We start from the raw sequence: 12,042 nt of genomic DNA, 5'->3' as shown, positions 1-12,042 counted from the left end.
ATGTCGATGAAGCTAGTCATATTGGGTTTGCTAATGGAGTGTGACAGCCATCCGTACGAGCTGATGCAGAAGATGAAGGAGCGAGCCATGCTGCACTATATTAAGATGGAGGAAGGCTCGCTCTATTATGCAATCGACAAGCTGGCGCAGGAGGCTTATGTTGAAGTTGTCGCGAAGGTTCAGTTAGGCGGGAAACGGGACCGTACCATATACCGGATAACGGAGAGGGGGACCGAGTTGTTTCATGAGCTTCTGGATGCTCAGTTTGCGGAGAGCAAGCATATTCATCATCCGTTGTATGCAGCGTTGGCATTCGCCAAGCACGGAAGAGCAAGCCGCATTCACGAGCTGCTACAACATCAGATTATGGAGCAGCAACGCATTGTGACTCACTTGAAGGACTTGTACGAGAGTCACATTCACGATGTGCCGCGAGCCGTGCTCCATATGATGAAGGGACGATTGGAGCACGCCGTAGTGGAGCTTCGCTGGCTGGAGCGGCTATCTGCAGATGCAGCTGCAGATCGATTGAAGATGAAGGGCGAGCCGATTGACGATGCTGGGGCGATGTAACCTTAATGCAACCCTTAGTTAACCGAATTGGCCCGCGAGCTCCATCAAGTGCCGGCATACGAGCTCCGGTCTTACACCAGCTTGCTCGACATGCATTTCCAATGTTTGTTCCGTCACAAGACCTGTCAGCACAAGTGCAGTTCTTGTTCCAGCGTCGAGACCACCGCGAATATCGGTTAGCATATTATCCCCGACGGTCCATAGCTGCGATGGGGCTAATCCCACGCGCGATGCAGCTAACTGCATAATAATGGGTGAGGGCTTGCCGATAACGAGTGGGGCTACTCCCGAAGCCTTCTCGATGGAGGCAGCGATGGCCCCGGCCCCTGGGGTCAGCACGCCGTTCCAGGGAAGCAGATGATCCGGATTCGTCAAGATCGAAGCTGCACCGTTCCGGATGTGACTGACGGCCTCCAGCAGCTTGTTATAGGTAAGAGCTCGATCAATACCTTGCACGACAGCCGCCGCGCTCCTGCTCGTCTCAGCTTCGTTAAGCAGCTCAAATCCGGCCTCTTCCAGTGCTAATCGTAATCCGCGCTCTCCGATGCAGTATACAAGGCGTGCAGGGAGCTCCAGTGTGCCTAAATAATGTGCTGCTGCCTGAGCAGATGTTAGCACCTCACGTTCGTCGGCCTCGATTCCAGTACGTATCAGATGCTCGGCCACCTCTGCTGGTGTACGAGAGGAGTTGTTCGTGACGAACAAAAACGGATACTGTCTTTCACGCAAAAAACGAATAAACTCCGCAGCATATGGAATTGGTTGATCCCCATTATAAAGTGTTCCGTCTAAATCGAGCAAAAACCCCGGCATAAGATGAGCAACTCCTACTTGTTCATTTAGATTCGAGCCTTAAACTACACTGCGAAAATTCGAAGCATCTCAAGTCTGCAAGTCTGGAGGGTGGAGCATATCCCGAAGCCTCCATTGAATCATTATCCCCTCGACTCAGGAAATAGGCAAGGAGAAAGGCAGCATGATCTCCACTGACTTGATCAAACTAAGTGCCGTAGACGTGCGCCTTCCTGTTGATAATGAGGCTACATCGTAGCTATTATGCGGCCAGCTTGAGGCAAGCTTTATTCACGATTGACATGTAGGTCCGATGAGTCGATTGTGAGCAAAGCTGTAGCAGGGCTGGGTAGCTATCAATGCCTTGTAGTGAGTAGTTGAGCGTAAAGCAAAATTCATCAAGATACACCTGCAGGTGCTTAGAGCCTATTCCTCGGAACGTATTGTTCAGCCAAGATGAAGCTTGAGCAGCAATTTGAAGAAGAGCGACTTTTTTCGTAGTACTGAAAAGAGCAGTAACGCATTCGTAGTTACATCTTGTTGGAAGGGTAAAATGATCTTTAAACCATTGCATGCCTGTTGGAATAAGTTGATTGTATCTTAAATACTCGTATCCGATCTGTTGAATAGTGACCTGCATCGGTGTAGACGGGTCGTGCATTGAGGCTCCGACAAGTAAAGGATGTCTGCTAGGATGAGCCTGCAGCTTGCTGACGAATGGATTTCCATAGTAAGCACTTTGTATGTAAACAGCACCTGATAATTTTGAATGCTGATTTGCGTCGCTGATGGCGTGCCGTATTTTTTGTAGCATGAGCCAGGCCGTTTTGTAGGTAACCTGAATCATAACACTTAATCGCGTGGCACTGATGCCATGTTGTGAGACGAGATGCATTGCGGCAAACCATTTATACAGAGGAGTGCGGCTCTTCTCCATAATAGTTCCGGTTAACAAGGAATGCTGATGCGAGCATTGGCTGCACTCATATAACGGAAGCTTGCGAGAACGAATGGTGTAGGCAGAACGGTGACCGCACTGCGAGCATTGGAAGCCGTTAGGCCACTTGTTGCGGAACAATTCTTCCTGGCATTGTGCATCCGACTTGTAAATGAAATTAATATCATCCTTGCCCTTGCCGGATGCCTGCATGTGAGCCCCTCCATACCAAACTGCTGTTCTTATAACTAAAATTATATCGAACATAAGTTCCTGTGTCAACGGTGTATTTCATAATAATGGAATTAATGATATTGAACATATGGAGAGAAATTGGGGCGAAGGATTTTCAGAATCGTGGTTTCGAAGGAGAAATGGGTCCGACGTGCATACTGAGCAAGGGGGATAATGGTCAAAAGGAGCTGTAAAGGTAGAGAGCAGTTATAACGTTAGAGAGCGGTTATCACGGTAGAGAGCAGTTATAACGGTTCGAAGTAGTTGTAGCCTACGATCTATCTAACTAATTGGATATCCATTGAGCCAGACAGTCGATTTATGCAATATTACCAATATTTTTTAGAGCTTCGATGCTGAATTCCTCCTATACGGCGGGCATAATATTGGGTATAATGAAATAACATTAAGTCCTACGGATCAGAAGGATTTTGTCGAAAAGGGGACCTGTCATTTCATGAAAGCAGAGCTAATAAATCCATTCTTGGAATCCGCGAGAATCGTTATTGAACAAGTTGCTAATGTCCGGCCCTCTACAGGCGAGCTTGGTGTCAAAGACGTGATATTTATTGATAATTACATATGGATACAAATTGGTATGACAGGCCAGATGCAAGGAGATATCGTGTTCGGTCTGAAGGAAGATGTCGCACTCAAGGTCGTGTCGGCCATGATGGGCGGGTATCCGATTAGCGAGATGGATGATATGAGCAAGAGCGCTATATCTGAGCTGAGCAATATGATTAGTGGTAATGCGAGCACGATGCTGTTCAACCAAGGTGTTCGGGTAGACATTACGCCGCCCAAGATGCTTCATTCGTCTAGCTCAGACGGTATTGACGCTAAGAAAGCGTTGACCATTCCACTTATTATGGAAGGTATTGGTGAGCTGGACATTCAAGTACTTATTTCTTAAGCTAGAAGCGATAGCTGTTCTGTGTAGTGAAACAGAGCACTTTCGCTTCTTTTAGTTGTAACTATTCAGAAAAAATGTTCATGCGGGGGTACATACAAGATGTTTGTTCGAGATAAGATTGTGGTGATTACAGGGGCTTCTAGCGGAATTGGCGCTCTAACTGCGCGAATGGTTGCGGAGCGTGGCGGCATCCCGATCTTGGCTGCGCGCTCTGAGTCGAAGCTGTCGGAGGCTGCAGCAAGCATTCATGGGCTTCACGGCACATATGTGCTGGACGTGACGAAGACCGAGCAGGTGCAAGCAGTTGTCGAGCAAGTGATTCAGCAATATGGGCGGATTGATATTCTTATCAATAATGCCGGCTACGGCGTCTTCGAGAAGTTCGCTGAAGCTCCCTTAGAGCAGTTCGAGAGTATGATGGATGTCAATTATATGGGAACGGTTCGCTGTACGAAGGCAGTGCTTCCTTATATGCTGAAGCAAGGCAGCGGTCATATCGTGAACGTCGCTTCGATGGCTGGCAAGGTCGGCTCTGCCAAGTCAAGCGGCTATACAGCTACGAAGCACGCGGTGCTAGGGCTGACAAATAGCTTGCGCCAGGAGCTGGTGGGAACTGGAGTGTCGATTACAGCTATTAATCCGGGTCCAGTCGATACGCCGTTCTTCGACCTTGCAGACCCTGGAGGCAACTATGTGAAGAACGTGAAGTGGTTTATGCTCAAGCCGGAGCAGGTCGTGTCGCACATGCTGCGAGCGATTGAACAGCGCAAGGCCGAGGTGGACCTGCCATTCACCGCTGCGGCAAGCGTGAAGCTGTATCAGCTGTTTCCGAGACTGTTTGACAAGATTGCGTACAAGCTGCTCAGCAATAAATAAACGGGGGCTTTACGCCTCCGTTTTGTTGGCTTCCTTGAGCTTCAGGTTAAGCTCCCGTACTTCCTCGAACAGGACGCGAATGGCAGCCTTGCCTTCCGGATGTGATTGATTCCAGTGGCTGGCCAGTGCGGGCATCGTCTTGTGTATGTGGCTGTAAATGGCCCATACTTTGATCTTCTCCAGCATTTCCGGTGAAGTGTCTCCAGTTAGCAGCTCTGAAAACTTCTCGACAAGCGCCTCGAATTCGGTTACGAACGATTGCTCCATGTTCATTGAATGTCCACCTTTCCGGTCATAATAACGTAAGTGTAACGTTGTAGTCAGTATGTGTCAAAATTGGGGTGGTATGATGGTACAGGTTGAGGGGAAGCCAGCAGGAGCAAAGCAGTCAATCGAGATGGAGCTCTGCAGTACGGCAGAAAGCGATGGTCAACTGCTTGAACGACAAGAGCTGAGAAGCTTTGTACGCGGTATATCATTATTCCTAATCACCTATCTAAGCCAAGGGCTGAAGGTAAAGGGCTACTTGGCTGTTCCGGATATGGGAAGGCCAGTTCCTGCTGTCATCTACTGCCGCGGCGGAATTCGTAAGGTTGGTATGGTGCGTAAGCGCAGAATCATGTCGATGGCGAAGCGGGGCTTCGTCATATTCGCACCTTTTTACCGAGGCAACGAAGGTGGGGAGGGGCGGGAGGACTTCGGAGGTGAGGACCGCTTCGACGTATGCCATGCGATCTCCATGGTGCTGCAGCTTCCTGAAGTAGAGCCAGGCCCCGTACCATTGATCGGCTTCTCACGGGGGGCGCTCATGGCGCTGCTGGCGGCCAAGGAGTGTCCGGAGGCTGGACCTGTCGTCGTCTGGGGCGGGGTAAGCAGCCTGTTCGATACGTACGAGGAGCGTGTAGACCTGCGACGGATGCTGAAGCGAGTCGTCGGTCATCCGAAGAAGCAGGCCGAGGCGTATGAGGATCGGTCGCCTATATATTGGATTGATCAAATCCGAGTGCCAGTTCTCATCATTCACGGGACGGAGGATGACCAAGTGAGCGTGGAGCAAGCCCGGAAGCTTGCACATGCGCTTGAAGCGGCAAGTCATGATTATGCGATGGAGCTATATGATGGGCTGAAGCATCGTTTTCCAAGAGATGAGGATGAACGAGCGTTGAATGCTGTATTCCGATGGATTGAGCGGAAGCGGGAGGAGATGGCGGAGGCGTAGTAGCGCTGTGGGCTGTAAGGACAGTCTGCTTTGTTCATTCGAATTCAACCTGTTATACTAGATAGATTAAGCACAAAGGGATGATGTAAATGGTAGATTCGGGCTTTGGACAGTTAGGTATTGATCCGATATATGTACAGCGGCTGGAGGAGCTTGAGATTACGGAGCCGTCGCCGATTCAGGCGGAGGCGATTCCTGTCGCGTTGCAAAAAAAAGATATTGTTGCTCAATCTCAGACGGGTACAGGGAAGACGCTGGCTTATGTGCTTCCAATCCTTCACCATATTGAACCAACGCTGCGTGAGGTGCAAGCGATGGTGCTCGTGCCGACGCGGGAGCTTGGCATGCAGATTGTTCATACGCTGGAGCAGCTTACGGAAGGTACGGATATACGGGTGCAGCAGCTGATCGGTGGCGCATCGATCGAGAGGCAAATCGATAAGCTGCGGACTAAGCCGCACATCGTAGTCGGCACGCCGGGACGGGTTCAGGAGCTGGCTGCGATGCGGAAGCTGAAGCTGACCGGTATTCGCACATTAGTCGTCGATGAAGTCGATCAAGTGTTCGAGCTGGGCTCCATGAAGGAGGTCGTTGCGCTGCTGAAGGGAATGCTGAGAGATCGGCAAATGTTGTTCTTCTCCGCGACGTTCCCTCCGCAGACGCAGGCTGTCATCGATACGTGGATGAATGAGCCCGAATATGTACGGGTTAATCCGTCTCAGCGAACAGCTGAGACGCTCGAGCATCTGTATGTAATGTGCGAGGAGCGGGATAAGATCGATACGCTGCGGCGCCTGGTGCGGCTCGAAAATCCGAAGGCAGCTATCGTCTTCATTAATGATACCGACGATATCGGGGAGGCTGTGCATAAGCTGAAGTATGCGGGGCTGTCAGCCGAGGGCTTGTACGGAGACTCGTTCAAGCAGGAGAGAGCGAAGGCGATGCAGGCGTTCCGCGCCGGACGCTTCCAGCTGCTGGTTGCAACCGATATCGCTGCTCGCGGTCTCGATCTCCCGCAGGTGACGCATGTGTTCAATCTCGACCCGCCGATCGATGCTGACCATTATGTTCATCGTGTCGGTCGCACGGGACGAATGGGCCGCCGAGGGCTAGCGATATCGATCATTACGCATAAGCAGAAATTCATTATGGAGAAGTTCGAGAAGGCACTGGACATCGTCATTCAACGTAAAATATTAAGCCATGGCAAGCTGTTCGATCCTCGTGAAAATAGTCGTCTTGCCGCTGGTGCGGAAGCTGGTAACGCGAGGAAGCTGGTCAAGGTTCAGCCTGCTCGACAGGAGCAGAACGGGTCAGGGACAGATGCACAGGTGGATGCCGAGACTGGTGGTGAGCGTCGTTCCAACGGATTGCCTGGTGGTCATTCGGTTCGCCAGCAGCCTTCCGGCGCTCAGGGCACTTCAGGTCGTGCAGCGAAGTCTAATGGGAACGCGGCGAAATCGGGTCAAGCGTCTGGAGGTAAGCAATCGCAGGGAGGCGGGAAGAAGGCGGCACAGCCTCCTGCTCCAAGCAATCGTGCGCTCGAGCGTGAGAAGGAACGCGACCGCAAAAACAAGGGTGCGCCGAAGTGGCTGAAGGCGAAGCCAGATCGAACGACGCCTAACAAGTAGAAATGCAAGCGATAAAATAAAAGGATGCCTCCTTACCGTTATATACATACACGTAAGGAGGCATCCTTTATTATTGTAGAAAAGTGATTACTTCTGCTTCTTCTTCACATATTGCGCGTACACAATCTCCCCTGTATCGAGCTTCGCAATTTCGTCTGCTGTCCAGCCGGTCAGCTTGTTGTTGCCGGTTACTCCAGTCAGCTTGATGCTGTACTTCGATGCCAGGTAGCTGTGCAGAGCAGGCATGTCTGCTTCCTTCAGCTCCCGCAGCTGCTTCTTCCCGTGAATCTGGCCGAGAATGACGCCGATGGACTCGGCGGCAAGGCTCGTATTCGGCTGAATGCGGGCACTGCCGTAGGCGATCGCGGACGCTCCAACGTTCTTGCCAGCGAGCAGCACGTTATCGTAGCCCTTCAGCATGAAGCTGCGCAGCGGCATGCCGTACTTGTCCGGGCGGCCCATCTCGATGCCCCACTTGTTCGCGCTGGTGCCTTGCAGGTCGAGCGGATAGCCGCCGATGCTGACGTTGTCCCAGAACATCTTCGCGCCGAGCATATCGGATGGCTTCAATACATAGTCAGTCTCGTAATGATCGTACTCACGAATGTACAAGTAATTCGGCGTATCGTTCAACTCCGCCTTCTCCCAGCCGATGGCATGCTCTCTGAAGTGCTTCAGGATGAGCGGCAGCTCCTTCTTCGTGAGCTCCATCGCCTCCTTAACGGAAGCATCGTCCGCTGGATTGACGGTATAGACGAGGAAGGCGTTAATCAGCACCTCGCCGTCGCGTTGATGGACCGCATTCAAGCCGCGGAGGAACAATCGGTCGCTGGTCGGCTTGTACTTGTTCGTCATTCCAGTCAAGCCGATGGCGAAGCTGTTATCGATGGAGCCCCATCCGTACTTCGCTCTCCGCTCCTCTGTAGGCATCGAGTTGAACGTCTGCTGGAACCTCGCCCAGTCTACATTCTTGAACTTCAGCATCATGCCTGCACTCATATATTCGATATTGGATTGTCCGTAAAATGCTTCAAGTCCGGGCAGTCGCTTCACCTTCAGCTTACTTGCGAAGGCGGCGTAGTCGGTATTCTCGACCCAGTAGGCGGCCTCGACCTTGCGGAGCTGCCCTTCCTTCGTGCGATAGGTCAGTCTCTTGACGGCTTCGCCACCGTCGAACTGTCCGGGCTGAACGTCGACGGCCTCCAGCTTGACGCCTTGCTCGACCGGAATCCCTTGCGTCAGCTTAGCGAAATATTGCTCGAATTCGTTCAGCTTACGTATCTTGCCTTGACGGAAGCCGTCAAACAGCTCCTTCGCCCGGCCTTGGACGAGCAGGCGGTGTTGGTCGTCGCGTGTCTCGTCGAGGAACAGCATCTCGCCTTGAAGCACCTGACCGCCGAAGGCGGCTCGAGGATCAATCACCTTCACCTTCAAGCCTTCGTCTGCAGCAGCTCGGGCGAGGTATAGTCCCTCTAGCTCGCTGCCGATGACGAGGACGTCGAGCTTCTCTGCGGGAGGCTGTAATTCGTCCTGTGGCGCAGGCTTCGTCTTGCTGTCTGCAGAGGGGGCTGCTCCGTTGGCTCCGGCTTGCTTGTCGGTCTGGCCGTCTGCACCAGGAGCGTTCCCGTTCGGCTGTGACGATTGTGCGGCGGGGGAGCTTCCGTCTGTACCAGACTTCGTCTCATTCTGATTCGTGAATACGTAGATGACAGCAAGCAGCGCGAAGGCTGCAGCGATGAGCACGGCCATCATCCGTTTCGTTGTATGTTTCATCGGCTTTCTGATCTCTCCTTTATTTATGGCTATGAACAAGTCTACCATTATTTTATAAATTGAGTAAGTGCACCCCCGCAAACAATTGTGGAGTGCCGAAACCTGTAGTAAATCAAGGAACACTTCGCGAAGGTTCTCAATGATTCATTATCCACTTATTCTACATATGAAGGAGAAATGAACATGAACAAAGCTTTCAAGAGATCGATTGTATCCGCATTGACACTGGCTATGGTGCTTGGTGGTTCGGCTTCGGCATGGGCTGATAGTGATGATCGCAAGGGCAAGAGCCATGATAAGGGGAAAAACTCCGGCAGCCAGCACAATCAGCGTAATTCGGCGAGTGCCACAGGAGGCATAAAGTTCGAATCGAAGGATGGCAAAATCGAAATTAAGCTGAGCTTCGACGACCTGAAGGGCAAGGACGTAGAGTGGGCAGCCAGATACATAGCAAGCCTTGCCTCCAAGCAAGTGTTCGAGGGGTATGAGGACGGAACGTTCCAGCCGCGCAAAACGATTACACGCATCGAAGCCATTACGGCGGCTGTCCGCTTAATGGGACTGCGTGAGCAAGCCGAGTCGACAGCTGCGAAGCAGACGAACCTGAATTTCTCCGATGCCGAGAAGGTGAAGGACAAGTATCCGTGGGCAGTCGGCTACGTCGCAGTTGCACTCGAGAACGACTTGTTCGCGGAGACGGACTTCGCGGTGCAGCCTGAGAAGGAGGCGGACCGACTGTGGGCGACGACGCTGCTCGTGAAGGCGCTCAAGCTGCAGGGCGAGGCGAAGACGAGAATGAACGCCCAGCTTCCGTTCAAGGATGAGAACAAGATTCCAGCGGGTGCCGTTGGCTATGTCGCAGTTGCGCTGGAGAAGAAGCTGATCGACGGCTACGAGGATAACACGTTCCGTCCGAACCAGCCTGTAACACGCGCCGAGCTGGCCGCGTTGCTCGATCGCACAGGCAACCAGCTGCCAGACCAGGCAGCCGTGAAGGGCAGTGTGACGGCCGCTGTGTCGAGCAACATCGTCCAAGTGCGCACGGCGAACGGCTCGGTCGTCAACATTGAGCTTGACGGAGGCGTCTACGTGTTCCGCAATGGCACGCGAGTCGGTGCCGCTGAGCTGAAGGCCGGTGACGAGGTGCTCATCCGCACATATAACGGCAAAGCGATCTTCATCGAAGTAACGAAGCGTGCAGACGTTGTGAATGCCCCGGATCAAACGGTTGATTTTACAGTAAACGGCACGTTGAACGGCTATACGCTGAACTCACAAGGTCAGCTGGCGACGATCTCGGTGAATCAAGCGGTGTATGAAGGTGTGCAGACTGCGGTCTACAGCCTGTCGTCGAACTTGTACATCTCCGGCGATGTGAGCCTGCTTACGAGCGGCCGCACCGTTGAGCTGAGAGGCAAGCAGTCTGTTGTACACACGATCATTATTAAATAAATAGAGACAGCGATAGCTGTCCAGATATGATAAAGGTTAGCGTTACGGCGCGGATACAAGGAACAGCCTTTCCAGGAACGTTCGTTCGGATGCGGACGGTGTCCGGAAGGGCTGTTCTTTTCCATGAGGACGTGTATAATTAGTAGAAAAATGCGCAAAGAGGATATCCGATGACATCTAATCGAATCAAGCTGGAGGACATCATGCTGGCGAGCCATCTGCTGAAGGATGTCGTCCATCATACGCCGCTACAAAAAAACTTCATCCTGTCTGAGCGGTACGGCTGCAACGTGTACTTGAAGCGCGAGGATCTGCAGGTCGTTCGCTCGTTCAAAATTCGCGGTGCGTACTATCGAATTCGTATGCTGCCCGAGGAGCAGCTGGTGAAGGGCGTCGTATGCGCGAGCGCCGGCAACCATGCCCAAGGGGTGGCGTACTCCTGCAAGGCGCTCGGCATACCGGGGAAGATCTTCATGCCAACGACGACGCCACGTCAAAAAATATCGCAGGTGAAGCTGTTCGGCGGCGAGCAGGTCGAGGTCGTGCTGACCGGAGATACGTTCGACGACTCGCTGCGCGAGGCGCTCGCCTACGGGGAACGGGAAGGGCTCTCCTTCATACATCCGTTCGACCATCCGCAGGTCATTGCCGGTCAAGGGACGATCGGCATGGAGCTGATGGCTGACATGCGCGAGCCGGTCGACTTCGTATTCGGCGGTATCGGCGGCGGCGGCATGATGTCGGGCGTCGGCACCTACGTGAAGGGCATCAGTCCTTCGACGCGCGTCATCGGCGTGGAGACGATTGGTGCGCCTTCGATGCGGCAATCGATTGATGCCGGGTCCATCGTGACGCTGGCGAACATCGACAAGTTCGTCGATGGCACGGCGGTGAAGCGGGTCGGCGAGCTGAACTATGAGATTGCGCGCGAGGTCGTGGACGACATTGTCGTCGTTCCCGAGGGGAAGGTGTGCACGACGATTCTCGAGCTGTACAATGAGAACGCGATCGTCGCCGAGCCAGCCGGCGCGCTGTCGGTCGCTGCGCTCGATCTGTATCGAGAGCATATCGCAGGTAAAAATGTAGTATGCATCATCAGCGGCGGCAACAACGACATTGATCGGATGCAGGAAATTAAGGAGCGCAGTCTGATCTACGAAGGGCTGAAGCATTACTTCATCGTCAACTTCCCGCAGCGAGCGGGTGCGCTCCGCGAATTTCTCGAATTCGTGCTCGGGCCTAACGATGACATTACGCGGTTCGAATATACGAAGAAGACGAGCAAGGAGAACGGTCCAGCGCTGGTCGGCATCGAGCTGAAGCATAAGGAAGACTACGGACCGCTGATCGGGCGTATGGAGGAGCGGGGACTATCGGTTGTTGAGATTAACAAGGATCCGAATTTGTTCAATTTGCTGATCTAGATTATAGGCGAAGCAGACGAGCGAGGGGGGAGAAGCTATGGAGCAGAAGCAGGGACCGATGACAGATACGTTCATTGAGGATTATGAGGAGTTTCTGGAGGAGGACGACCGCTGGCAGCCGCCAGCTCTGGCCGCTCCTAGCTCGAGTGACCGCAACGGCTGGTCCGGATCAAGGCGAGGTCAAGGCTCGGTACGGTTGTAGTCGGAATGGATGA

Annotated in this window: 12 protein-coding genes; 8 read left to right on the top strand and 4 right to left on the bottom strand. The window is 52.8% G+C overall.

Annotated features, from left to right (window positions below; translation table 11 throughout):
- Positions 1–573, top strand: coding sequence for a PadR family transcriptional regulator (locus PAE68_RS18010; protein ID WP_281889264.1), 573 nt, complete (start codon positions 1–3; stop codon positions 571–573).
- A gap of 18 nt (positions 574–591) precedes the next feature.
- Here the strand turns inward: PAE68_RS18010 and PAE68_RS18005 are convergent, their stop codons facing one another.
- On the bottom strand, positions 592–1,386 hold the full coding sequence (locus tag PAE68_RS18005; protein WP_281889262.1) for an HAD-IIA family hydrolase: 795 nt from the start codon (positions 1,384–1,386) through the stop codon (positions 592–594).
- 241 nt (positions 1,387–1,627) lie between these two features.
- On the bottom strand, positions 1,628–2,515 hold the full coding sequence (locus tag PAE68_RS18000) for an IS1595 family transposase (RefSeq protein ID WP_281889260.1): 888 nt from the start codon (positions 2,513–2,515) through the stop codon (positions 1,628–1,630).
- Positions 2,516–2,993: 478 nt separating this feature from the next.
- Here PAE68_RS18000 and PAE68_RS17995 point away from each other — a divergent pair, with 478 nt between their 5' ends.
- Both PAE68_RS17995 and PAE68_RS17990 read left to right on the top strand, forming a co-directional pair.
- Positions 2,994–3,452 carry a chemotaxis protein CheX gene (locus tag PAE68_RS17995; protein ID WP_281889258.1) on the top strand — a complete coding sequence of 153 codons (459 nt, stop codon included), beginning with the start codon at positions 2,994–2,996 and terminating at the stop codon, positions 3,450–3,452.
- A gap of 99 nt (positions 3,453–3,551) precedes the next feature.
- Entirely contained in the window at positions 3,552–4,328 is a 777-nt protein-coding gene (locus PAE68_RS17990; protein WP_281889256.1) for an SDR family NAD(P)-dependent oxidoreductase, read from the top strand.
- Between the two features lie 9 nt (positions 4,329–4,337).
- Here PAE68_RS17990 and PAE68_RS17985 read toward each other — a convergent pair whose 3' ends face one another.
- Positions 4,338–4,595 (bottom strand): DUF2573 family protein, encoded by a 258-nt coding sequence (locus tag PAE68_RS17985; protein WP_281891129.1) that lies wholly within the window; start codon positions 4,593–4,595, stop codon positions 4,338–4,340.
- Between the two features lie 130 nt (positions 4,596–4,725).
- On the opposite strand from PAE68_RS17985, the gene PAE68_RS17980 reads away from it, so the two are divergent.
- Both PAE68_RS17980 and PAE68_RS17975 read left to right on the top strand, forming a co-directional pair.
- Positions 4,726–5,547 carry an alpha/beta hydrolase family protein gene (locus PAE68_RS17980; RefSeq protein ID WP_309299360.1) on the top strand — a complete coding sequence of 274 codons (822 nt, stop codon included), beginning with the start codon at positions 4,726–4,728 and terminating at the stop codon, positions 5,545–5,547.
- An 89-nt stretch (positions 5,548–5,636) separates the two neighbouring features.
- Entirely contained in the window at positions 5,637–7,178 is a 1,542-nt protein-coding gene (locus PAE68_RS17975; protein WP_281889253.1) for a DEAD/DEAH box helicase, read from the top strand.
- A gap of 87 nt (positions 7,179–7,265) precedes the next feature.
- Here the strand turns inward: PAE68_RS17975 and PAE68_RS17970 are convergent, their stop codons facing one another.
- On the bottom strand, positions 7,266–8,951 hold the full coding sequence (locus PAE68_RS17970; protein WP_281889251.1) for an FAD-dependent oxidoreductase: 1,686 nt from the start codon (positions 8,949–8,951) through the stop codon (positions 7,266–7,268).
- A 183-nt stretch (positions 8,952–9,134) separates the two neighbouring features.
- Between PAE68_RS17970 and PAE68_RS17965 the strand changes: the two genes are divergently transcribed.
- From PAE68_RS17965 to PAE68_RS17955, 3 genes are all read left to right on the top strand, one after another.
- Entirely contained in the window at positions 9,135–10,403 is a 1,269-nt protein-coding gene (locus PAE68_RS17965) for an S-layer homology domain-containing protein (protein ID WP_281889249.1), read from the top strand.
- A 170-nt stretch (positions 10,404–10,573) separates the two neighbouring features.
- The gene (ilvA, locus tag PAE68_RS17960; RefSeq protein WP_281889247.1) at positions 10,574–11,827 is read left to right on the top strand and encodes a threonine ammonia-lyase IlvA; all 1,254 of its coding nucleotides are present in this window, start codon (positions 10,574–10,576) and stop codon (positions 11,825–11,827) included.
- Between the two features lie 37 nt (positions 11,828–11,864).
- Positions 11,865–12,029: a hypothetical protein gene (locus PAE68_RS17955; RefSeq protein ID WP_281889245.1), complete on the top strand. Its 165-nt coding sequence runs from the start codon at positions 11,865–11,867 to the stop codon at positions 12,027–12,029.
- Positions 12,030–12,042: the final 13 nt, after the last annotated feature.

It is taken from the genome of Paenibacillus sp. YYML68 (genome assembly GCF_027923405.1).
Taxonomy (GTDB): Bacteria; Bacillota; Bacilli; order Paenibacillales; family NBRC-103111; genus Paenibacillus_G.
Note: the sequence above shows the minus strand (reverse complement) of the source record. Positions and strands in the feature narration are given on the sequence as shown.